Raw genomic sequence first — 21,118 nt, 5'->3', positions numbered from 1 at the left:
GCACGCACAACCGAGGCGGACCCGCCCCGCAGGCGGCCCACCGCCGAGATCTCCTGCGGGAGATGGTGCGCATCCGACAGTTCGAGGAGCGCTGCGTCGAGCTCTACAGCAGTGGCGAGGTCCGGGGTTTCGTCCACCTGTGCATCGGCGAGGAGGCCGTCTCCGCGGGCGTCCTCGGCGCACTAGGACCCGAGGACGCGGTGGCCACCACCTACCGCGAGCACGGCCACGCGCTGGCCCGCGGTATCCCCGCCGAGTCGGTGTTCGCCGAGATGCTCGGCCGGGTGACCGGCTGCAGTCGGGGCCGGGGCGGTTCGATGCACCTGTTCGACGTGAGCCGGCGGTTCTACGGCGGCCACGGCATCGTGGCGGGCGGACTGCCCGTTTCCGCCGGACTGGCCCTCGCCGACCGGATGCGCGGACAGGAACACGTGACCTGCTGCCTGTTCGGCGACGGCGCACTCGCCGAGGGCGAGTTCCACGAGACCGCCAACCTGGCCGCCCTGTGGGAGCTCCCCCTGCTGCTCGCCTGCGAGAACAACCTCTACGCCATGGGCACCGCGCTGAACCGTGAGCACGCCCAGACCGACCTGGCCGCCCGCGCGGCCTCGTACGGGCTGGTGGCCTGGGAGGTCGACGGCATGGATGTGCTGGCCGTCGAGCGGGCCGCCGGGAGGGCGGCTCGGGCGATCCGGGACGGTGCCGGACCGGTGTTCCTGGAACTGCGCACCTACCGTTTCCGCGCGCACTCCATGTACGACCCGGACCGCTACCGGGACAAGGCGGAGATCGACCGCTGGAAGGAGCGTGACCCGATCGCCCTGCTCAGCACGCGGATGCGGGCCGAGGACGGCCTTGACGACAAGGCGTTCGCCGCAGTGGAGAAGGAGGTCGGGGAGGAGCTGGACGCGGCTCTCGACCACGCGCGCCAGGGCGGGACCGAACCGGTGGAGGACCTGCTGCGCTTCGTGTACAGCCCGACCGAGGGGTCGTCATGACCGGTGGCAGGGATCGTCGGGCCGAGTCGATGACCTACCGCGAGGCGATGCGGGAGGCGATGCGGGAGGCGCTCTCGGCCGATGACCGGGTCTTCCTGATGGGCGAGGACGTGGGCCGCTACGGAGGGGCCTTCGGTGTCAGCCTGGGTTTGGTGGAGGAGTTCGGCCCCGAGCGGGTCCGGGACACCCCGCTCTCGGAGTCGGGCTTCGTCGGGGCCGGCATCGGCGCGGCGATCGCCGGACTGCGCCCGATCGTGGAGATCATGACCGTCAACTTCAGCCTGCTCGCCCTCGACCAGATCCTGAACAACGCGGCGACCCTGCTGCACATGTCCGGCGGGCAGGTGGCGGTGCCGCTGGTGATCCGGATGACCACCGGCGCCGGCCGCCAACTCGCAGCCCAGCACTCGCACAGTCTCGAAGCCTTCTACGCGCACATCCCCGGCATCCGGGTCCTTGCACCCTCCACCGTCGCGGACGCGCGGTGGATGCTCGCCCCGGCCCTGGCCGACCCCGACCCCGTGATCGTCTTCGAGCACGGATCCCTCTACAACGGCACCGACACCACCGCGGACGACCCCGGACCGGTTGACCTCGACAGCGCCGCGGTACGCCGACCCGGCACCGACGTCAGCCTCATCACCTACGGCGGCTCACTGGGCAAGGCGCTGACCGCCGCCGAGCAACTCACGACCCAGAACCAGGTGGACGCCGAGGTGGTGGACCTGCGCAGCCTGCGCCCGCTCGACGACGCCACCGTCATCGGCTCGGTGCGCCGCACCCACCGCGCGGTGATCGTCGACGAGGGCTGGCGCAGCGGCGGCCTGTCCGCCGAGGTCGCGGCACGCATCACCGAGCAGGCCTTCTACGACCTCGACGCGCCGGTCGAGCGGGTGTGCGGCGCTGAGGTGCCGGTGCCGTACGCCGCGCACCTGGAGCAGGCCGCGCTGCCCCAGGTCCCCGACATCGTGGCGGCAGCGCTTCGGGCGGTGGGCTGAGATGGCCGAGTTCACGATGCCCGCACTCGGCGCCGACATGACCGAGGGCACCCTGCTCGAATGGCTCGTCCACCCCGGCGACCAGGTGCACAAGGGCGACATCGTCGCCGTCGTCGACACCGCCAAGGCCGCGATCGAGGTGGAGTGCTTCGAGAGCGGCGTCGTGGAGCGCCTGCTGGTCGAGCCGGCCGAGACCGTGCCGGTCGGGACGCCGCTGGCCGTGATCAACCCGGTGAGCGCTGTCACGCAGCTGCCGACCCCGGCGGCGCCCGCCGAGCCGACAGCCGCGCCCGCGCCCGCACCGACCCCGCTGGTTCGTCGCCTCGCAGCGGAACGCGGGGTCGACCTGAGTACCGTGCACGGCACGGGGCCCGGTGGCCGGATCACCCGCGCCGATGTGCCGGCCGCCCCGCAGCCCGAGTCCGCGGCTGCGTCGCCGCAGACCCGGAAGGCGACCGCGCCCCCGGTCGCTGCCGCGCCCGTGGTGACCCCGCCGGCGAGGACGACAGGCCGGGTCCGTGCGACGCCGATGGCACGGCGCCTGGCCGCCGAGGGCGGGGTCGATCTCGCGGGCGTTCTGGGCACCGGAACGGACGGTGCGATCCGGGTCGCCGACGTCCGGGCCGTGCTGACCGGCCCTGAGACCGCTCCCGCTGCTCAGACCGCTCCCACCGCCGAAGTGTCGCCCACCCCCGACCGGCACGCCGAGACTGCCGGCCGTTCCGAGGCGATGCGCCGTGCCATCGGTGACCTGATGGCACGCTCCAAGCGCGAGATCCCGCACTACTACCTGTCCACCACCGTCGATCTCGGCCCGGCGCTCGCCTGGCTGCGCGAGCAGAACCGTGGGCTCCCGGTCTCCGAGCGCCTGGTACCCGCGGCCCTCCTGCTCAAGGCCGCAGCGCGGGCTGCCCGTGAGGTCCCCCAGCTCAACGGCTTCTTCGCCGACGGTCGGTTCGTCCCGGCGCCCGAGGTTCACCTGGGCGTCGCGGTCTCCCTGCGCGGCGGCGGCCTGGTGGCTCCGGCCATCCACCAGGCGGCCGACCTGTCGCCGGCGGAACTCATGGCCCGGCTCCGGGACCTGGTGGCCCGGGCCCGGGCCGGGCGGCTGCGCGGCTCCGAGACCACCGACCCCACCATCACCGTGACCAGCCTCGGCGACCAGGGCGTGGAAGCGGTCTTCGGCGTCATCTACCCGCCCCAGGTCGCCCTCGTCGGCCTGGGCAAGGTGGTCGACCGCCCCTGCGCCGTCGACGGCCTGCTCGGCGTGCGTCCCGTGGTGACAGCGACGTTGTCCGCCGACCACCGGGCCAGCGACGGCGCCACCGGCGCCCGCTACCTGGCAGCCCTCGAACGGCTACTGCGCACACCGGAGGAACTGTGAACCGCGACCAGGCCCTGCTCCTCGTCCAGGAGGCGCTCACCGAGATCGTCCCGGACGCGGACTTCACCACGATCGGACCCGACACCGCCTTCCGGGAGGCCCTCGAACTCGATTCGCTGGACTTCCTGAACCTGGTCGAACGACTGACCGAGCGCGCCGGCTGCCGGATCGACGAGGACGACTACCCCCGCCTGGCCACCCTGAACAGCGCCGCCGCCTTCCTCACCGAGCGGACCTGACGTACCCGTGCGGACGCGGAGAGTGGGGAGTTCCGACTGCGACAGCGTCCGGGGCCCGGTCGTCCGCCGGACCACGGGCATCAGCGCCTCTCCGGGCGGAGACGGCGAGCGCGCCGAAGTCCCCGCCGTCGAGGCGTAGTGCGCAGCCCTCGTGCAGTCCGAGTTCGCGCAGCACGCAGGCGGCGACCGCGACGTCGGCCTCGTTCCGCTTTGACGGACAGCACCTCGGTCGTGCCCGTGCCCCGGCCCTCCCGCAGCGGACACCGGGACCGTGCGCACCCGGGTGATCACAGAGGTGGCCCGACAGGCCCTGGCCGACCGGTGCCCGTACGGCGCACCGTGGAGGAACTACCGGGGAGGTGCGACGGATGACCACGAGCCAGCGGTCCGGGTGGCGGCGGCTGAGTGCAGAGGGCGTGGGAACGTTCTTCCTGGTCCTGGTCGCCGCCGGCGCGGGCGTGGTCGACAGCGTCACCGGCGGCCAGGTGGGCCGACCCGCCGCCGTGGTAGCACCGGGACTGATGGTGCTGGCACTGATCTACACACTGGGCGAGACCTCCGGGGCCCACCTCAATCCTGCGGTGACCATGGCGTTCGCCGCTCGCGGGCACTTCCCGTGGCGGCGCGTTCCGGCGTACGTCGCCGCGCAGCTGGCGGGGGCGATCGCGGCGGCCGGTGTGCTGCGCGCGCTGTTCGGGACGGTGGGGCAGGTGGGCGCCATCCGGCCCGGGACAGGTATCGGTGTGGGTGCGGTGTTCGCGCTCGAGGTCCTGCTGAGCCTCGGATTGATGACGGTCATCCTCGGTACGTCCTCCGGGGCCCGGAACATCGGCCACAACGCGGCCATCGCGATCGGCGGTTACATCGCCCTGGCCGGATTGTGGGCGGGCCCCGCCAGCGGAGCGTCCATGAACCCGGCCAGGAGTCTGGCACCGGTGCTGGTCGGCGGGCACGGCGGCCCCGTGTGGATCTACCTGCTCGGGCCGCTGGTCGGCGCGGCCCTCGCAGTGCCGCTGGCCTGGGTCCTGCGCGGACCTCCCAGCACCGAGGCCACCCACGCAGCCCAGGGCACCGATGAGATGGGCCCCCCGAACGAGCACCCCTCCGAGCCCGACGGCCGGTCGGGGTGAGCACCAGCCGACCGGGCCACGGCGCCGGTAGCCGTGCCACTGGCGGCTACGCGCCGCAGGCGCAACGCTGGAGGTGCGAGCGGACACCGGACCGCACTCGGACGGGTCGCCCTCGGATCGGCGCTCGCCCTCGCCGTCCACGGCTTCCTCCTCCGGCCTCACCTGCTGACCTGGGGAGCGACCCGCGGCGGGGGTGGCTGCGGTACCGGTTGAAGGCGCCCGGCTCGCCTCCCGCTCCTACTCGACCGGGAGCCCCGCACCGCCCTCGACACCGGTGACGGCACACCGGAGAGCCGCGCCCTCCACCGCGCACCGTAACCCCGACGATCCGCCGGTACGGAGATCGGCGCCGAGTTCGCGGCCGGCCAGGCCCTGGTCTACCCGGGGCGGCAGCCGCTGCGGGCCGGGCGGGCCGACTCGGGCGCGAAGGCCACCGGGCCCGACCGCGCCGGTGACGGGTGGGGGCCACCACGTCGTCGGACGGGCGTCACCGCGTCGGGTCGTCGGCGGTACGGATCACGCGGCCGCTGAGTTCGGTCGGCTTGATCCGGACCCACAGCTCGCGCTCACCGCCCGCCCAGGGTGACGGCTTGTCGCGTTGTTTCAGGTGGGCCAGCGCCGGCCGGTCGTCGATCCGGTGGGCGTCACCGGTGGCCAGCACGCTCCAGCCGGTGCGCAGCACCTCGTCGATCCGGTCGACCTCGAAGGCGACGCGCCGGCCGACGGTGGCGGCCAGCGGGCCGTCGGCAGCTGTGCGGAAGATCAGTGTGCCGTCCAGCACCCAGTAGTTGACCGGGAGGACGATCGGACCCGTTGCGGTTCCGAGGGCCACCCGGCCGACTCCGTCGGTGGACAGTCGCTCCCAGCACTCGGAACGTGCCAGCTCTTCCAGTACCGGGTGCGCGGCGGCGCTCGCGGGGCCGGGCGGCAGGTCGAGTCCGCCGCCCAGCAACTGCGTGGCCGAGGTGTCCAGCACGGCGGCCAGCCTGGCCAGTGCTCCCCTCTCGACGTCGGTGGGCGAGGTTTCCAGGTACTCCAGGTACCTCACCGCCATGCCGGCCCGGACCGCGGCCTGTTCCCGGCTGAGTCCCAGCTGCTCACGACGCAGCGCGACTCGTCTGCCGAGGTCGCCGGGGCTGCTCGGCCTGGCCCGTTCCGGACCGCCCGTGGGTTCTCCGGGCCCGGTCGGCTCGCTCCGCTCCGTCTTCGGGGAGATGTGCGGTCGGTCGGACGGCCGGGGCGCCTGCCTGTTCGGGTCTTGGCGGGTGAAGTGGTGCAGGCGACTGTCCGGACCGGGGAAGAACAGGGTGGAGTGCCCGGTGTCCGACCACAGGACCTCCCAGGGCGGTTCGCCGTCCGGCCGGTGCAGTGCGGTCACCTTTCCGTCGCGCCGCGGTACGCCGGGGCGCGTGCTTTCTACGATGACGCGGTCTCCGATGGCGGCTCTCATTTCGGTCTCCCAGGAGAATCTCGGGCGTGGAGCGCGGTGTCGGTCGGTCGGCGAGCGGACCAGGTAGATCTCCATTCGGCGCTGAGTTACGTCGCGGGGTCAGCGAGGATCATGCTGCCGGCCGTCGCGCCACCGTCGACGACGAACTCGCATCCGGTCGAGTAGGTGGCGTCAGCGGCCACGAACAGGGCCATCGCGGCGACCTCCTCCGGGCGGCCGAAGCGGGGAATGGGCTGACCCGAGGTGACCGAGTCGTCCATTCCAGCGGTCATCGGTGTGCTGATCGGCCCCGGGTGGATGGAGCAGACCCGGACACCGTCGCGGGCGAGTTCCAGGGCGGCGGCCTTGGTGAGGCCGCGCAGCCCCCACTTGCTGGCCGTGTAGGCGCCGAGCTCGGCGTATCCCATCAGGCCGGCGGTTGAGGAGATGTTGACCACCACACCGCCGCCGGCGCGGCGCAGCGCGGGGACCGCGGTGTGCAGGCCGAGCCAGGCGCCGTAGAGGTTGACGTCCAGGACCCGGCGGAAGGACTCGGGAGCCTGCATCTCGATGCTGCCGAATTCGAGTATCCCGGCGTTGTTCACCAGGAGTGACAGCGGACCCACCGCGCGCTCGGCCTCCGCGATCGCGGCCGACCAGTCGTGCGGGTTGGTGACGTCCAAGGTGTGGAACCTCGTGGGCGGCCCGAGTTCGGCCGCGAGCGACTCACCTTCCTCGCGCAGGACGTCCGCGATGGTCACTGCCGCGCCCTCTGCTGCGAACCGGCGGGCGATCGCCGCGCCGATCCCGCGCGCGCCGCCCGTGACGATCGCGGCCCTGCTGTCCAAGCGACCCATGACGGCCTCCCGTTCTCCGATGGCGGTACCACTTCCAGCCTGGGCAGTGGAGACACCAGCCGCACTTCGGACGGCCGAGGCAGCTGCCGGCGGAACCGTGAGATCGGGTAGTGAGGGACTACGACACGGCGGTGGTGAAGGCAGCGGAGCCGGCTGGCCTGCCGGGAACGGGAGCCGACCGATGGCTGGGAACGGACGCGACGGACAACGCCGGGTGGCCGGCGAGCGCGGCGCAGCAGGAGTCGGGTGGAGGTGACGCCCACGCTGCGGTGCCGGGTGCGATGCTCCGCGGCGCGTCGTGCGGTGATCGTCTGCTCGGTGCTGCGGCGCGGGCGGAACTCAGCCGTGACCGCCGTGGTCATCTGCGTGCTTGCGTTCGTGCCAGCGTCGGACGACTCGAGTCCTGGTGTTGAAGGCGGTCCGCACGGTGCGTTCGGCAGCCGAGCCCCGGGGTGGCAACAGCCCGAGCTGACGGGCCCATTCGGCACCGTCGAAGGCGACTCGATCGTGTCGGACGCGGCCGGAATCGACGTCCATGAAGTCGATGCCACGGATGTCGAAGGCGTGATTGTTCGGCGTGAAACCCTGGAACGGTTTGCCGTTGAACGTGCCCGTGATGCGCCATGCGACGGCGACCTGCTCCCCGGCCCCGGTGACAGCCTCAACGGTCATCGAGAAGTCCGGCAAGGCACCACGGAACTCCGTGAAGAACTCCTTCACCGCTACCCGTCCGCGTTGCTCTCCGAAGGGGAGGATGTCGTAAGTGGCGTCCTCGTGGACGAGTTCGGCGAACCGGTTGAGATCGCCGGCGCTGAGGGCGTCGGCCGCGCTCCGCGCGACCTCGACCGGCGTGACAGGTGAGACGGGCGCGCTCATGACGTTCTTCTGGTGGTCGCCGGGGGTGTGTGCCCCTTCTCAGCCTCGCGCGGCGCGCGGGGCGGCGCCAATTGGCCGGACGCTTCCGGCGCCCAGGCTCGACCTGCAGCCCGGCGTGGTGCTCGGCTTGCGGGAGCGGCTGTTCACGCGGGCGAATCCGTTCCTCCCGCTGGCGGTCCTGGCCTCGGCGGGGCCGGGCGTCGCGGCGCTCTACGTACCGTTCCTCCGGGACGTGTTGGAGACCGAGCCGCTGTCCTGGGCGGACGGCGGCGCGGCGACGGCCGCCGCAGCGGTTGCCTTCGCCGCGGCTCGCGTGGCCGGCCGGCCCGAACGGGAGGACCCGGTCGACCCCGGTTCTCCGAGGCGTTGAGGAGCGGGGTGGCACCCTGGGCGGGCGGCGATGTCACTACGCCCGGTGCCCGTGCTCGGCGGCGATCCGGCGGGCGTGGGCGACCACCTCGGCCGCCGCGTGCTCGCTGACGCCCAGCGCGTGGACGAGGCGGGTGGCGTCCCAGCCGTGCCGGGCGAGGAGGACGGTCAGCGGGTGGTGGGCGGGCACCTCGACAGCGGGCCGGACCGGTGCGGGCCGGACCGGCGCGGGCGGGGCGGGCGCAGGCGGCATCGGGAGCGCGGCCGTACGACGCCGCACCAGGCCCCGCCGCAGCTCGTCCGCACCCCAGACCACGAACGGGAAGGGGACGACGACCGCGAGCTGCGCCGGACTGAGCGCCGCGGTGCCGAACACCTGGTGCAGGGCGGGAACGTAGACGATCGCGGCGGCGAACGCCAGGGCGAAGGCGATGCCGCTGAGCAGCTGCGGGTTGCTGAAGACCCCGATCGTGCGCAGTGAGGCGTGTTCGGTGCGGGCGGCGAAGGCGGCGCCGACCTGGCAGAAGACGATGCCGAGCCAGACGACCGTGGTGGCCTGTTGATACGTCAGGTGCAGTGCGGTGCCCGCGCCGGTCGGGTCGCCGGGGTGCCAGCCGCCCGAGGTGAGGGTGAGGAAGTAGCCGCCCATGACCAGGGTGGCGGAGATCAGCCCGAGGAACCCCCAGGAGCGGGCGAGCATCGCCCCTCGGATCACCCGCTCGTCACGCGGGCGGGGCGGACGGTCCATCAGCCCGGGCTCGGCCTTCTCACGGCCGAGGGCGAGGGCGGGCAGGGTGTCGGTGCCGAGGTCGATGGCGAGGATCTGCATCACCGTCAGCGGTAGCGGAACAGTGCCGCCCGCGAGCGCGAAGACCAGGAACGGGACGACCTCGGGGACCGCGTGGCTGAAGATGTAGACGATGAACTTGCGGATGTTGTCATAGGTCCGCCGACCCGCCTCCACCGCCGCCACGATCGTGGCGAAGTTGTCGTCGGTCAGCACCATCGTCGCGGCTTCGCGGGCGACGTCGGTGCCGGAACGGCCCATCGCCACACCGATGTCGGCGCGCCGCAGCGCGGGGGCGTCGTTGACGCCGTCCCCGGTCATCGCGACGGTGTGGCCCTCGGCGCGCAGGGCGTCGGCGATCCGAAGCTTGGCCTCCGGCGAGGTGCGCGCGAAGATCACCTCCTCGCCGCGGCCGAGCAGCGCGTCCAGCCGGTCGTCGCCCATCGCATCCAGTTCCGTGCCGGTGACGATGCGCATGCCGCGGTGGCCGATGCCGACCTGCTCGGCGACGGCGGCCGCCGTCAGGCCGTTGTCGCCGGTGACCACGTGTACGGTGATCCCGGCCCGGTGGGCCTGTTCGATGGCTCGGGCGACCTCCGGCCGGGGTGGGTCGGCCATGGCGACCAGGCCGATCAGGCACAGCCGCTGTTCGGCCTCCTCGCGGTGGGCCGGTGGCTGCTGCCCGGGAGCGAGCGGCCGCCGGGCCACAGCGAGGACCCGCAGCCCGTGCTCGGCCAGTCGGCCGACGGCGTGCACGACCTCGCTGCGGTCCGCAGGGGTGAGCGCGCGTACGGTGCCGTGGTCGAGCAGGTCGACGGCGTGGGTGAGGACCTCCTCCGGTGCGCCCTTGCTGTGCAGGACGAGCGTGCCGTCGCGTTCGTCGGCGGTGGTCATCAGTTTGACGTGCGGGTCGAAGCGGAACAGCGCCCGGCGCTCGCGGTCGCGCCGCTCCGGCGGGCAGGGTGCACCCGCCCGGGCTGCCAGGTCCAGCAGGGCGAGTTCGGTCGGGTCGCCGCGGCCGGCTACCGGGTCGGCCGTGGTGCAGGTGGCGGCCGCATCCGCGAGCAGGAGGAGTTCAGCGGGACCGTGCGGAGCGTCGCCGACGGGGAGTTCACCGACGGGGAGTTCACCGCCGGGGGTCCAGACCGCCGTGACACGCATCCGGTTCTCGGTCAGAGTCCCGGTCTTGTCGGTGCAGATGACCGTGGTCGAGCCCAGCGTCTCCACTGCGGACAGCCGCTTGACCACAGCACCGCGGCGAGCCAGCTCACGGACCCCGGCAGCGAGGGAAAGGGTGATGGTCGGCAGCAGCCCCTCGGGCACATTGGCGACCAGCAGACCGATCGCGAAGGACACGGCTGCAGCGAGCGACAGCCCGGCGCCGAGCCCCAGCGGCAGGAACGCCACCCCCACACCGACGGCGACCACCGCGATCAGCCGGGCGACCCGCTTGACCTGGTGCTCCAGCGGGCTCTCCTCCCGGTGGGTGCGCTCGGTCAAGGCGGCGATCCGGCCCAGCTCGGTGTGCATGCCGGTGGCGATGACCATGGCCACGGCCTGACCCCCCGTGCAGGCACTGCCCGAGAAGAGCAGGTCACGCGCGCCCAGGACGGGCCCGGAGACGTCCGTGACCTCGGCGGAGCGGTACACCGGGACGGACTCACCGGTCAGCGCGGACAGATCGACCTCCACACCGCCCGACAGCAGGCGAGCGTCGGCGGAGACCTGGTCACCCTCCTCGATCACCAGGACGTCACCGGGCACCAGCGTGGCGGCGGGCACCTGGCGACGCACTCCGGCGCGCACCACCGTCGCCTGCTCGGGCAGGAAGTCGGCGAGCGCCTCCACGGCCTGCTCGGCCTGCCGCTCCTGAACGAAGGCGAGCAGCGCATTGAGCAGGATCACCGCCAGGATCGCCACCGCCAGCGCGAGAGCACCGCTGAGGGCCGCCAGGAGCGCGGCGAACGCCAGCAGCAGCGCCAGCGGGTGGGTGAACTGCTGCGCCAGCTCCCGGGGCCAGCGCCGTCCGCCGCGGCGCACGAGGGCATTGGGTCCGTAGACCGTCAGACGGCGGTCTGCCTCACGTTCCGTGAGGCCCTGCGGGGAGCTGCGCAGATCATGGAAGAGCAGGGCGAGCGGCTCGCGTGGGTCCGTGCTGCCGGTCTCCCCGACCTCCTGGGCCGGGGGGAGTGGGTTCGCGGCTTCGGCGGGCATGGTCAGGACGGGAATCGGGGAACCGTGACGACCAGGCAGTGTGCGCGGTGCAGCAGCCCGTGCGGGAGGGACCCGATGCGCATACCGGTGAACCCGCCACGGCCGCGCCGACCCACCACCACGGCGAGGGTGTGTTCGGACGCCATGGCCAACTCCTCGACCGGATGGCCGCGGATCACCTCGCGGGTGAGTTCCAGGTCAGGAAAGGCCATGGACCGTCCGGCCGTGCTCTCGGCGAGCAGCCGGTGCAGCGTCCGGACGGCCGTCTCCTCCTCGAAGCCGCGCAGGTCGTGAATGACCGGCGGTGCGGCGTGGAGCAGCCGCAGCGGCAGGCCGCGTCGGTCGGCCGCGTCGGCGGCCCAGGCCAGGGCCACGGGTTCGGGCCCGGGTTCGGGGGCATCTACGTCGAACACGATCGGACGGCGTTCGTCGGCGGACGTCATGGCTCTCCTCCACCCGTACGCGGGGTCGACGAGCCGGGGTCGGCCGCCGTGCCCCTACCGGCACCGTAAGTCCCCCAGCGATCGGCCGCGAGGGCCGACAGGCCCACGGCTGACGGGGCCACCTGCCTTTCGGCCTGCCCCTGACCCGCGCCGCAGCATGGAGCGGAGCCGCACTGGGGCTCACCGACTTCGTGAGGAGGTCTTCGCCCACCAGAAGGAACTGGGTGTGATCCCCCCGGGAGGCCGAGCTGACAGCCCGTGACGAGGCCTTCAGCTGGGCCACTGAGTCAGAACTTGTGGTCGAAGACCGCCGTGACGGGAGCATGGTCGGACCAGCGCTCGGCGTGGGAGGCCGGCCGCTCCACATAGGCCTCGGTACAGCGTCGTGCGATACCCTCCGTTGTACAAACCAAGTCAATTCGCCACCCCGAGTCGTTGTCGAAGGCGCGGCCCCGGTAGGACCACCAGGAGTAGGGGCCGGTGCGGTCGGGGTGCAGGCGGCGGACGACGTCGACGTAGCCGGCCTCGTCGTAGACCCGGGAGAGCCAGGCGCGCTCCTCGGGGAGGAAGCCGGCGGCCTTCTGGTTGGCCTTCCAGTTCTTGAGGTCCTCGGGGCGGTGGGCGATGTTCCAGTCGCCGCAGACCACGACCTCGCGGCCGTCGGCGGCGGCGCGGGTGCGGAGCTTCCCCAGGTGGACGAGGAACTCCGCCATGAAGCGCTCCTTCTCGTCCTGGCGCTCGGTGCCGACTTCCCCGGAGGGGAGGTAGAGGCTCGCCACGGTCAGGCCCGGCAGATCGATTTCGACATACCTGCCCGAATTGTCGAATTCCGCCGATTCGAAGCCGACGGTCGTCCGGCTCGGCTCCTGGCGGGAGAGGACGGCGACACCGGCCCGGCCCTTGGTGGCGGCCGGGGCCCACACCGTGTGCCAGCCGTCCAGGTCGCGCAGCTCCGCGGGGAGCTGCTCGGGCTCGGAGCGCACCTCCTGCAGGCAGACCACGTCCGCCTCGGTGGCGGCGAGCCACTCGATGAAGCCCTTCTTGGCCGCTGCCCGGATTCCGTTCACATTCACACTCGTCACCACGATCACCCGGGCAGCCTACCGACCGGCACCGACAGGGGCGGGATGCGCCGCGTCCGCTTGGGTGGTTGGCGTGAACGCACCATGAAACTGTGAGGTGGTCGTGCCGGGGGCCGCCATTGGTCTTGACCATCTCCCGATACAGCCCCTAGGGTCACTTACTGCAAAGACCTTTAATAAAGAAGGACGGAAAAAGCCCGCTCTCCCACCTGCCGCAACAGCGGGCAGCGGGCCGGAACCGACCTCTTTCGGGCACAGCGGAAGAAAACCGGGTGGAGGACATGGTGGGAACGACAGGGCAGCTCTCGGCGGTTCCGGAGCCGAAGTACTGGCACCTGCGCACGGTGCTGCTCCGCGCCATCGACACGGAGTTCTCCACCGGCCAGATCCTCCCCAACGAGCGCGAGCTCTCCGCCCGCTTCGGCGTCGCCCGGGCCACGCTGCGGCAGGCGCTCGACCAGCTGGAGCTTGAGGGCCGACTGGTCCGCCGGCGCGGCATCGGCACCCTGATCGCCGCCCCCCGGGTCGGCGTCCCCGTGAACCGGCAGGAGGAGGGCTGGCCCGGCGCCGCCCGCACCCAGGCCTGGCGCGCGGTGGACTGCACCACCGCGCCGGCCGCCCGCCGACTGGCCGCGGCGCTCGGCGTCCCCGAGGGCGCGCCCGTGCACACCGTCCGCCGGGTCCGCCTGGTGCAGGGCCGGACCGTGGCCTCCGAGTCGCTGCACGTGCCGGCCGCCGTGCTGCCGCACCTGCCCGGCTTCCGCGCCGAGAGCGACCGCGCCCGCTCGGTGCTGCGCCAGCTGGAGCGCCTGGAGGTCGACGGCGAGTCCCGCTCGGTCGAGCTGGGCGTCGCCGAGGCCGAGGAGGCCGCCCTGCTGGAGCGTCCGCCCGGCTCGCCGGTCCTGGTGATGACCACCCAGTACGCCGCCGCCGGCCGCCTGGTCGCCCTCGCCGTCGCCACCTACCGCGCGGACACCTGCAAGCTCACCTTCGGCGGGACCGGCCTCGTCGAGGTCACCCCCGTCGGCGCCACCCCCGCCCCCGTGGGTGCCGCCGCCTCCTGAACCACTCCCGAAAACCCTCAGGCCCAGGCCCGAACGCCCCACAGGCGTCCGGGCCTGGGCCGTTTCCGCGCGTACGGGGGAGGGGGCGGGTCACGGGTCCGCCGGCACCGGAACCGCCGCCCACCACCCGCGCAGCCGCCTCACCTCCACCACCGCCGCCGGCCGGGGTGACCCGCACCTCGATGTTCGATCCCGGGTCGAACGACAAGAACTACCCTTTGTGGTAAGACCGGTAGGGCAATCGGACGCAGTCGCACGACCACGGAGGGAACCTTGACCGCTGAGTCGCTCGCCGCCGCCTGCGAGCAGGCTGCGGCCGATCTCGCCGACCTCGCCGACCTCGGCGACCACTTCATCGAGCGTGTCCTGGTCGACAGCTCGAAGGAGGGCGGAGAAGTGGACGTCTTCCTCCGCCACGGACCGGGCCGTCCCGACGCGGTGGTCTCGCTCGACACCGCCGTCCTGCTGGACGTGGGGGGCGAGCACGTCCGGCTGCCGGTCGAGCGGGTCGCCGAGCTCGTCGGACTCTCCCTCGGCGACCTCACGGTGAAGTGGTGGTTCACCCCGGACGACGACCTGGTGTGCGGGATCGCGTACTCGGGCTACGGCTGGGAGAAGCACACCTACTTCCTCGACGCCCTGACGGCCCGGGAGGCGGACACGGTGACGGACGTCCTGCTCGGCGAGGTGCGGGCCCGCCCGGGGGAGACGACAGCCCTCGTCGTCGACCGGACGGGGCGGACCGCCGAGTTCGACTGGGACGCGGTGGTCGGCGGCACGACGACGGCCGTCCCCCTGCTGCCCGAGACCCTCCTCCTCGCCGGGCCGACCGCCGACGCCCTGAGCGGGCTGCCCGCGGCTGCGGTGCGCGGCGCGTTCGCCCCCGGCCTCACCTCGGTGAGCGGTCGATGAGGGCGGGGGAGTGGCAGCCCGGTCCGGAGACCCGGGTGATCGAGTCGGAGGGCTCGGATCCCGACACCTGGATCGTCGAGTTCCGGGACCGGCGGATCGACGAGCACGGAACGGTGCTCGCCGTCGTCCGGCCGGAGGAGGGCAGCTGGCAGGACGCGGTGGTCAGCGTGCCCGCCGAGGTGGCCGAACTACCGGTGGCGTTCGTCCAATGGGCGCTGGACACGGCGCAGCAGAGGCTGGGAGGCTGATCGGTCGATGGAAGGCGTGACCACGGCGGCAATCGTGGCCCTCTGGGCGGCCGGTGAGATGCCGGTCGAGTGCGGGCTGTTCCGGGCGGACGGCACCGGCCGGGAGGCGGACTGCGACGACGCGAATCTGACCGGTTTCACCCTGGGGGAGCCGCTCGACCTGGACGCCCTGATGGCGGAGGACCCGGAGTGGACCGCCTGCGCCTACGTCTTCGCCGAGGCCTCGCTGCCGGACGGTTCCGGACGGCTGGTCAGCGGCGGAGGATCGCACGGGTCGGACGGGTTCTTCGCGCGGATCGACTTCGACGGCAACCTCGTCTGGCTCGTGCACCTGTTCTGCAACGAGCTGGTCGCCATCGCCGTCGACTGGCCGCTGGCGACCTTCACCAACAACTGCTACAACAGCCTGACCATCGACCTCGGCGATCCCGACTTCGGCCCCGGCCGATGACGGAGGCCGGTGCGTTCTGCCGGATCTTCGTCGATGGCGGCCTCCGGGCGACCCGGGTGGTGCTGGAGGCCGCCATCGGCGAGCGGTTCGTGGACGGGGAGTCGGTGCCGGCGGAGGCCGTGGTCGAGGTCCGTCGCAACGAGGACGCGGTGGCGGGCACGGCGGACTTCCTGCGCCGGCCGGTCACCGTGGAGATCGACTTCCCGCCCGGGTCGGCCCCGGGCGGGGCGGTCGCGCTGGTCACCCGGATGCTCCTCGCCCTCCACGGCGCCGGCCGGCCCGCCGTCGCCGCCTGCGACTTCGAGGACGAGCTGCCGTGGCGGGGCGGGATCGGCCTGTACGGGCCCGGCGCGGTCAGGCGCGGGCCGGAGTCGGCTCGCCCGTCGGGGGGTTGACGGCGAAGAGCTGTTCCTCGACCTGGTCGAGGGCGACCCGGAGGGCGCCCATGGCGACCACCTCGGAGCCGAGGGCGGCGAGGGCGACCTCGGGGGCGCGGAGGGTGAAGCGGGCGAGGCGCTCGCGCAGCGGGTCGAGGACGCCGTCCAGGCCGGCGGCCCAGCCGCCGACGACCACCAGCTGCGGGTCGATGGCCAGGACGAGCGCGGCGACGCTCTGGACCAGCCGGGTCAGGAACCGGTCGGTGGCGACCTGTGCCACCTCGTCGCCCTCGCGGGCGAGCTTCAGCACCCGGGCCACCGCCGCCTCGTCCAGCGGGTTGAGCGGCTTGCCGGTGGTGGAGAGCAGCCGCTCCGGCGTCACCTCCTGGCCGAGCAGGTGCAGGGCGCCGATCTCGCCGGCCGCGCCGCCGAAGCCCCGGTGCAGGCGGCCGTTGATGAGCGAGCCGGCGCCCGGGCTGAGACCGGCCATCACGAACACCACGTCGTCGGCGCCGACCGCCGCGCCCTGCCAGTGCTCGGCGATGGCGGCGAGGTTGGCGTCGTTCTCGATCATCACCGGGCAGCGGAACGAGCGGCGCAGCCGGGCGCCCAGGTCCAGGCCGGTCCAGCCGGCCATCGCGGTGCCCAACTGGACGGTGCCGTCCCGGTCGACGATGCCCGGGGTGCCGACGCCGACCGCCCACAGGTTGTCCCGGGAGACGCCCGCCTTGCGCAGCACCTCGGCGACCACGGACCGGACGGCGGTGAGCCGTTCCTCCGCGTCCAGGGTCTCCTCGACGGGTCTGAAGTGGCTGCCCACCACCACGCCGGCCAGGTCGGCGAGGATGATCCGGATGTCGTGGACGCCGATCTCGATGCCGAGGATGTGTCCGGCCTCGGCCCGGAACCGGAACCAGCGGGCCGGCCGGCCGCGCCGACCGGCGGCGGGCTGGCCGTCCGGTTGCGGCGGCTGCTCGACCTCGGCGACCAGCCCGGTCTCCACCAGCCCCTCGATGACGCCCTCGACGGTCGGGCGGGAGAGCCCGGTGTCGCCGACCAACTGGGTCAGGGTCACCGCATGGCCCTCGCGCAGTGCCCGGAGGGTCACCGCGGCGTTGATCCGCCGCAGTAGTGAGGAGTCGCCACCGGTGAGTCGATCCGCCAAGACGCTGCCCTTCGCCGTTCCGCGCGACTGCCCTGGCGCGCGTGCCGTGGACGCGGGCACGGCCGGCCGGGGCCGCCGGGCTGTGGTGCCGGAGGCCGCCCCCGGAGGGCCCGCGGGTGTCCGCCGCCCGGCGGACCGGCACGACGGCGCTGCGGCGCCTGCGCCGGGCCGGACGGCCTGTGCCGGATGCTACCGGGGCCCGGGCCCGAGCGGCGAGCATCTTCCCAGCTCATCCAGGCTTCGGTATCGAAATGGTACGCACTGGGTGGCGGTGCGTGATCCGGGCCCGGCCGGGCCCGGCCGGGCCCTCGCCGGGGCCGGTCCGGCGCGGCGCGGGGCTCGCTCGGGCGGGGCGCCGGGGCCCGGGGCGGGCCGCAGGGGGCGCCGGAGCAGCTGACCGGGGCCGCCGCAGGGCCGCAGGGACTCAGCGCAGGCCGCCGGTCGCCCCGAGGTTCTGCCCGGACACCCATCGCGCGTCCGGACCGACCAGGAACGCGACCACGTCCGCGACGTCCGCCGGCTGCCCGAGCCGCCGCAGCGGGGTCAGCCCGGCCACCGTCTCCAGCGCGTGCGGGGGATTGACGGACCGCAGCATCTCGGTCTCGGTCGGCCCGGGGGAGACGGTGTTGGCGGTGATCCCGCGCGGCCCCAGCTCCACCGCGGCGGCCTCGGTCAGCTGCTCCAGCGCCCCCTTGCCGGCCAGGTAGGCGGCGATCCCCGGCATCGGGCGGCGGGTGTTGAGGGAGGAGATGTTGACGATCCGGCCGCCGTCGCGCATCCGCCGCGCCGCGTACCGGAGGGTCAGGAACACCGCGCGGGCGTTGACGGCCATGGTGGCGTCGAAGTCCGCCGGGTCGGTCTCGGCGAGCGGGGCCCGGGTGACGGCACGGGCGGCGTTGTTGACGAGGATGTCCAGCCCGCCGAGCTCCTCCTCGGCGGCGGCCATCAGCCGCTCCGGGCCCTCCGGCGTACCGAGGTCGGCCCGGACGGCGTACACCCGCCCGGCCCCGGTCGCCCCGGCGGCGGCGCCGTTCGCGGCCACCGCGCGGACCACCTCGGCCGCTGACGCGTCGTCGTGCGCGTACCCGAACACCACGTCCGCGCCGTCCGCGGCGAGCCGCTCCACCACGGCCCGCCCGATCCCGCGCGAGCCGCCCGTGACGACCGCCGCGCGGCCCGCCAGCACCTTGTCCGACACCGTGACCCCCGCTCCCGGCCGGCCGCACACCGGCTCCGGGGAGAACCTACCCGCCCGGCGCGCCGTCCCGGGGTCGGGATCCGGCCGAGTCGGGCCGGGGTCAACACGGTTGTGGGGCCGGTCGGTTCGCGGTCGGGCCGCGCTCGGGTCCCGGTCGGCCCGCAGCGGTGAGGAGCACCTGCTCAGGGCCCGTATGCTGCTCGGCATGCTGAGCGACACACACCCGGCGGGTCCGGGGGCGGCCATGCGGTCGGACGAGGACTTCGTACGCGCGCAGACCGGCATCGCCCCGGTCCCGTTCGTGCCGGAGGTGCGCCTGCACATGGCCGAGGACGCCATCGCCCTGTGGGAGACCACCGAGACGGCGCGCGGCGAGCGCGGCCTGCCGCCGCCGTTCTGGGCCTTCGCCTGGGCGGGCGGCGTCGGGGTGGCCCGGTACGTGCTGGACCACCCGGAGCTGGTGGCCGGCCGGTCGGTGCTGGACCTCGCGGCCGGCTCCGGCCTGGTGGGCATCGCGGCGGCGCTGCGCGGCGCCCGGTCGGTGCGGGCGGCCGAGATCGACGCCTACGCGGTCGCGGCGATCGGCGTCAACGCGGCGGCGAACGGCGTCCGGGTGGACGCGGCGGTCGAGGACCTGCTGGACGGCGACGGCGGGCCGGCCGAGGTGGTGCTGGCCGGGGACGTCTTCTACGAGCGGGCGATGGCGGCCCGCTTCCTGCCGTTCCTGCTCCGCGCCCGGGCGCGCGGCGCGGTGGTGATCGTCGGCGACCCCGGCCGCGCCTACCTGCCGCGCGAACGGTTCGCCGCGCTGGCGGCGTACGAGGTGCCGGTGGTGGCGGACCTGGAGGACACGGCGTTGAAGACCACCACGGTGTGGGAGCTGGCGGGCGCCTGACCCGGGCGGCGGGCGGGGGCCGACCCGTGGCGTCCGGCCTGTCCGGCTGCCGGAATTCGCGGTGGGACGGCGGCCGGTCCTGGTAGACAGTCGCCCGTGATCGACTTCATTCTGCGCACCGCCGGACCCGAGGAGGTCCCGGCCGTGCTCGCGCTGTGGGCCCGCGCAGCCAAGGGCACCAGCATCACCGACGACGCCGACGGGGTGGCCGCCCTGCTCGCCCGCGACCCGGACTGCCTGCTGGTGGCCGTCCGGGCGGACGAGCCGGCCGTGCTGCTCGGCACCGTGATCGCCGGCTGGGACGGCTGGCGCTGCCACCTCTACCGCCTCGCCGTCGACCCGGAGCACCGTCGGCGCGGCATCGGCGCGGCACTGCTGGCCGCCGCCGAGGAGCGCTTCGCGGTCCTGGGCGGACGGCGGGCGGACGCCATGGTGCTGGACGGGAACGCCCTCGGCCACCGCACCTGGCGGGGCGCCGGGTACGGGCCGCAGCCGCAGTGGACGCGCTGGGTCAAGCCGTTGGCGGACGACTGACGCGTCCAGGGCGCTTGCTCCTCCGAGGGCACTGACGCGTCCAGGGCACCGACCCTCTGAGGGCGCTGACGCGTCCAGGGCACCGACCCTCTGAGGGCGCTGACGCGTCCAGGGCACCGACCCCTCCGAGGGCGCTGACGCGTCCAGGGCACCGACCCTCCGAGGCACTGGGCCTTCCGCGTGACTGGCCCGTCCGGGTGGGGGCGGGTCGGGTCGAGGTGGTGTCGGCGGCCGGGGGACGGCGCGGACGGGAGGCTGGTCGCTCCGATCAGGTCGGCAGTCGGGAGGGCGAGTGGACGTTCGCGGTGGTTCCGGGCAGGCCGGGGGAACGGACCCGGGGGTGCTCGGCACCGCGCTCGGCGTGGTCCTGGCCTTCTCGCTCGCCGAGGGCTCCTGGCAGTGGTTCTCCACCTATCTGGGGCTGACGCTGCTCGCGGTGGTGCTGGCCTTCGGCCGGGTGCCGGTCCGCGCACCGGGCGCCCCGGTCGCCGGTTTCGGATGGAACCTGACGGCGTACTCGCTGGTGGTGGGTCTGTGCGTGGCCCTCGCGCTGGCCCCGGCGCTGCAGCGGTGGGACTGGCTGTTCCCGATGCCCGGCACCCGGGACGGCTGCGTGCAGGCGGGCCGGTACGAGAGCCTGCACGCGCAGGCCGCCCTGGGCGACCTCGCCGGAGTGGACGCCGGGGCGCTCGCGTACGCGCAGGAGCAGCAGAGCCGGGCCGCCGTCGACGACTGCCTGTCGGCGACGACGACCCGGTGGCTGCCCGCGTACGCGCTGGGCACGGCGGTGCTGGTGGCCGGCGGCGCGTGGGTGCGGGGGCGGGGCCGGGGCCGGCCGGGGCCGGAGCGGCCCCGCCCGACGGGAGGTCAGTAGCCCGGCGTCCGGGCCCCGAGCGGTTCGGGGCTCAGCGGCAGAACTCGGCCTCCGCCAGCGGGCGTTGGCCGTCGACCCAGTCGGCGTTGGTGTTGAACGCGGCGCGTGCCGTCCGTCGCGGGTGGTCAGTGCCACCGTGGACGAGCCGTGGATGGTGCCCTCGTGGCCCCAGACGGTGACGCCGCAGCCGAGCCGCACGGAGCCGATGCCGAGTCCGGGGCCGCCGGTGGCGGGCATCATCTCGTCCAGCTCGGCCCGCGGCAGCAGTCGGCCACGCATCAGGGCGGAGTAGAAGCGGGTCAGGTCGGCGGTCGTGGAGATCATCTCCCCGGCCGCCCCGCCCCAGGACGGGTTGAGTTCGGTGGTCTCCAGCGGCGTGCTGGAGCCCCCGAAGAGGGTGGAGTAGCCGAGCGCGTGCGGCCGGGGCAGGTCCGCCATCGCGGCCCGGGTCGCGGCGTGCCCGCCGTGGCTGCTTCCGCGGTGGCCGCTTCCGCCGTTGCCGTTCGCTCCGCTGTCGCCGTTCCCGCCGCCGGGGGAGTCCGCCGCCGAGGCCGGCGTCGCCGTTCCCGTCACGACGGTGCCCACCACCACCGC

Annotated in this window: 22 protein-coding genes; 14 read left to right on the top strand and 8 right to left on the bottom strand. The window is 73.8% G+C overall.

Annotated elements, in window-relative coordinates:
- Nucleotides 1-62 precede the first annotated feature (62 nt).
- The 5 genes from pdhA (at nt 63) to OG715_RS06010 (ending at nt 4,749) form a co-directional block, all read left to right on the top strand.
- Nucleotides 63-998 carry a pyruvate dehydrogenase (acetyl-transferring) E1 component subunit alpha gene (pdhA, locus tag OG715_RS06030; RefSeq protein ID WP_266276705.1) on the top strand — a complete coding sequence of 312 codons (936 nt, stop codon included), beginning with the start codon at nt 63-65 and terminating at the stop codon, nt 996-998.
- Complete coding sequence (locus tag OG715_RS06025) at nt 995-1,996, top strand: alpha-ketoacid dehydrogenase subunit beta (protein ID WP_266276706.1); 1,002 nt, start codon at nt 995-997, stop codon at nt 1,994-1,996. The genes pdhA and OG715_RS06025 overlap by 4 nt, the downstream gene beginning before the upstream one ends.
- Nucleotide 1,997: 1 nt before the next feature.
- A complete protein-coding gene (locus OG715_RS06020) occupies nt 1,998-3,380 on the top strand; it encodes a 2-oxo acid dehydrogenase subunit E2 (protein WP_266276707.1) in 1,383 nt (460 codons plus the stop codon).
- Nucleotides 3,377-3,619: an acyl carrier protein gene (locus OG715_RS06015; RefSeq protein WP_266276709.1), complete on the top strand. Its 243-nt coding sequence runs from the start codon at nt 3,377-3,379 to the stop codon at nt 3,617-3,619. The genes OG715_RS06020 and OG715_RS06015 overlap by 4 nt, the downstream gene beginning before the upstream one ends.
- A gap of 368 nt (nt 3,620-3,987) precedes the next feature.
- The gene (locus OG715_RS06010; RefSeq protein WP_266276711.1) at nt 3,988-4,749 is read left to right on the top strand and encodes an MIP/aquaporin family protein; all 762 of its coding nucleotides are present in this window, start codon (nt 3,988-3,990) and stop codon (nt 4,747-4,749) included.
- Between the two features lie 487 nt (nt 4,750-5,236).
- Here the strand turns inward: OG715_RS06010 and OG715_RS06005 are convergent, their stop codons facing one another.
- The 3 genes from OG715_RS06005 to OG715_RS05995 all read right to left on the bottom strand — a co-directional run bounded on the left by OG715_RS06005 (nt 5,237) and on the right by OG715_RS05995 (nt 7,911).
- Nucleotides 5,237-6,199 carry a pyridoxamine 5'-phosphate oxidase family protein gene (locus OG715_RS06005; RefSeq protein WP_266276713.1) on the bottom strand — a complete coding sequence of 321 codons (963 nt, stop codon included), beginning with the start codon at nt 6,197-6,199 and terminating at the stop codon, nt 5,237-5,239.
- Nucleotides 6,200-6,285: 86 nt separating this feature from the next.
- Nucleotides 6,286-7,035 (bottom strand): SDR family oxidoreductase, encoded by a 750-nt coding sequence (locus tag OG715_RS06000; RefSeq protein WP_266276715.1) that lies wholly within the window; start codon nt 7,033-7,035, stop codon nt 6,286-6,288.
- Nucleotides 7,036-7,374: 339 nt separating this feature from the next.
- The gene (locus OG715_RS05995) at nt 7,375-7,911 is read right to left on the bottom strand and encodes an ester cyclase (RefSeq protein WP_266276717.1); all 537 of its coding nucleotides are present in this window, start codon (nt 7,909-7,911) and stop codon (nt 7,375-7,377) included.
- On the opposite strand from OG715_RS05995, the gene OG715_RS05990 reads away from it, so the two are divergent.
- On the top strand, nt 7,910-8,281 hold the full coding sequence (locus OG715_RS05990; protein ID WP_266276720.1) for a cation transporting ATPase C-terminal domain-containing protein: 372 nt from the start codon (nt 7,910-7,912) through the stop codon (nt 8,279-8,281). The two genes, OG715_RS05995 and OG715_RS05990, sit on opposite strands and share 2 nt — an antisense overlap.
- Before the next feature lie 36 nt (nt 8,282-8,317).
- Here OG715_RS05990 and OG715_RS05985 read toward each other — a convergent pair whose 3' ends face one another.
- The 3 genes from OG715_RS05985 to OG715_RS05975 all read right to left on the bottom strand — a co-directional run bounded on the left by OG715_RS05985 (nt 8,318) and on the right by OG715_RS05975 (nt 12,815).
- Nucleotides 8,318-11,281 carry a cation-translocating P-type ATPase gene (locus OG715_RS05985; protein ID WP_266276722.1) on the bottom strand — a complete coding sequence of 988 codons (2,964 nt, stop codon included), beginning with the start codon at nt 11,279-11,281 and terminating at the stop codon, nt 8,318-8,320.
- A 2-nt stretch (nt 11,282-11,283) separates the two neighbouring features.
- Complete coding sequence (locus tag OG715_RS05980; protein WP_266276724.1) at nt 11,284-11,724, bottom strand: universal stress protein; 441 nt, start codon at nt 11,722-11,724, stop codon at nt 11,284-11,286.
- A gap of 287 nt (nt 11,725-12,011) precedes the next feature.
- The gene (locus OG715_RS05975) at nt 12,012-12,815 is read right to left on the bottom strand and encodes an exodeoxyribonuclease III (protein WP_266276726.1); all 804 of its coding nucleotides are present in this window, start codon (nt 12,813-12,815) and stop codon (nt 12,012-12,014) included.
- 275 nt (nt 12,816-13,090) lie between these two features.
- Between OG715_RS05975 and OG715_RS05970 the strand changes: the two genes are divergently transcribed.
- From OG715_RS05970 to OG715_RS05950, 5 genes are all read left to right on the top strand, one after another.
- On the top strand, nt 13,091-13,870 hold the full coding sequence (locus tag OG715_RS05970) for a GntR family transcriptional regulator (protein WP_266277438.1): 780 nt from the start codon (nt 13,091-13,093) through the stop codon (nt 13,868-13,870).
- Nucleotides 13,871-14,143: 273 nt separating this feature from the next.
- Nucleotides 14,144-14,782 (top strand): hypothetical protein, encoded by a 639-nt coding sequence (locus tag OG715_RS05965; protein ID WP_266276728.1) that lies wholly within the window; start codon nt 14,144-14,146, stop codon nt 14,780-14,782.
- A complete protein-coding gene (locus tag OG715_RS05960) occupies nt 14,779-15,030 on the top strand; it encodes a hypothetical protein (protein WP_266276730.1) in 252 nt (83 codons plus the stop codon). The genes OG715_RS05965 and OG715_RS05960 overlap by 4 nt, the downstream gene beginning before the upstream one ends.
- 16 nt (nt 15,031-15,046) lie before the next feature.
- Nucleotides 15,047-15,481, top strand: coding sequence for a hypothetical protein (locus tag OG715_RS05955; RefSeq protein WP_266276732.1), 435 nt, complete (start codon nt 15,047-15,049; stop codon nt 15,479-15,481).
- The gene (locus tag OG715_RS05950; protein ID WP_266276734.1) at nt 15,478-15,876 is read left to right on the top strand and encodes a hypothetical protein; all 399 of its coding nucleotides are present in this window, start codon (nt 15,478-15,480) and stop codon (nt 15,874-15,876) included. Before OG715_RS05955 ends, OG715_RS05950 begins: the two co-directional genes overlap by 4 nt.
- Here the strand turns inward: OG715_RS05950 and OG715_RS05945 are convergent.
- The gene (locus OG715_RS05945; protein WP_266276736.1) at nt 15,836-17,023 is read right to left on the bottom strand and encodes an ROK family protein; all 1,188 of its coding nucleotides are present in this window, start codon (nt 17,021-17,023) and stop codon (nt 15,836-15,838) included. The two genes, OG715_RS05950 and OG715_RS05945, sit on opposite strands and share 41 nt — an antisense overlap.
- Nucleotides 17,024-17,447: 424 nt before the next feature.
- On the bottom strand, nt 17,448-18,221 hold the full coding sequence (locus tag OG715_RS05940) for an SDR family oxidoreductase (RefSeq protein WP_266276738.1): 774 nt from the start codon (nt 18,219-18,221) through the stop codon (nt 17,448-17,450).
- A gap of 205 nt (nt 18,222-18,426) precedes the next feature.
- Between OG715_RS05940 and OG715_RS05935 the strand changes: the two genes are divergently transcribed.
- The 3 genes from OG715_RS05935 to OG715_RS05925 all read left to right on the top strand — a co-directional run bounded on the left by OG715_RS05935 (nt 18,427) and on the right by OG715_RS05925 (nt 20,524).
- On the top strand, nt 18,427-19,116 hold the full coding sequence (locus tag OG715_RS05935; protein WP_266276740.1) for a class I SAM-dependent methyltransferase: 690 nt from the start codon (nt 18,427-18,429) through the stop codon (nt 19,114-19,116).
- A gap of 96 nt (nt 19,117-19,212) precedes the next feature.
- Nucleotides 19,213-19,650, top strand: a complete 438-nt coding sequence (locus tag OG715_RS05930; protein ID WP_266276742.1) for a GNAT family N-acetyltransferase — start codon at nt 19,213-19,215, stop codon at nt 19,648-19,650.
- 292 nt (nt 19,651-19,942) lie between these two features.
- Entirely contained in the window at nt 19,943-20,524 is a 582-nt protein-coding gene (locus OG715_RS05925; RefSeq protein WP_266276744.1) for a hypothetical protein, read from the top strand.
- Nucleotides 20,525-21,118: the final 594 nt, after the last annotated feature.

Origin of the sequence: Kitasatospora purpeofusca, from assembly GCF_036010405.1 — a bacterium.
Lineage (GTDB): Bacteria > Actinomycetota > Actinomycetes > Streptomycetales > Streptomycetaceae > Kitasatospora > Kitasatospora purpeofusca.
This window is presented reverse-complemented; position numbering and strand designations above follow the sequence as displayed.

Bases quoted from the DNA above. Each gene is read 5' to 3' on its own strand.
- pdhA (WP_266276705.1), top strand. From the start codon at position 63: ATGGTGCGCATCCGACAGTTCGAGGAGCGCTGCGTCGAGCTCTACAGC.
- OG715_RS06025 (WP_266276706.1), top strand. From the start codon at position 995: ATGACCGGTGGCAGGGATCGTCGGGCCGAGTCGATGACCTACCGCGAG.
- OG715_RS06020 (WP_266276707.1), top strand. From the start codon at position 1,998: ATGGCCGAGTTCACGATGCCCGCACTCGGCGCCGACATGACCGAGGGC.
- OG715_RS06010 (WP_266276711.1), top strand. From the start codon at position 3,988: ATGACCACGAGCCAGCGGTCCGGGTGGCGGCGGCTGAGTGCAGAGGGC.
- OG715_RS06005 (WP_266276713.1), bottom strand. From the start codon at position 6,199: ATGAGAGCCGCCATCGGAGACCGCGTCATCGTAGAAAGCACGCGCCCC.
- OG715_RS06000 (WP_266276715.1), bottom strand. From the start codon at position 7,035: ATGGGTCGCTTGGACAGCAGGGCCGCGATCGTCACGGGCGGCGCGCGC.
- OG715_RS05990 (WP_266276720.1), top strand. From the start codon at position 7,910: ATGACGTTCTTCTGGTGGTCGCCGGGGGTGTGTGCCCCTTCTCAGCCT.
- OG715_RS05995 (WP_266276717.1), bottom strand. From the start codon at position 7,911: ATGAGCGCGCCCGTCTCACCTGTCACGCCGGTCGAGGTCGCGCGGAGC.
- OG715_RS05985 (WP_266276722.1), bottom strand. From the start codon at position 11,281: ATGCCCGCCGAAGCCGCGAACCCACTCCCCCCGGCCCAGGAGGTCGGG.
- OG715_RS05980 (WP_266276724.1), bottom strand. From the start codon at position 11,724: ATGACGTCCGCCGACGAACGCCGTCCGATCGTGTTCGACGTAGATGCC.
- OG715_RS05960 (WP_266276730.1), top strand. From the start codon at position 14,779: ATGAGGGCGGGGGAGTGGCAGCCCGGTCCGGAGACCCGGGTGATCGAG.
- OG715_RS05950 (WP_266276734.1), top strand. From the start codon at position 15,478: ATGACGGAGGCCGGTGCGTTCTGCCGGATCTTCGTCGATGGCGGCCTC.
- OG715_RS05935 (WP_266276740.1), top strand. From the start codon at position 18,427: ATGCTGAGCGACACACACCCGGCGGGTCCGGGGGCGGCCATGCGGTCG.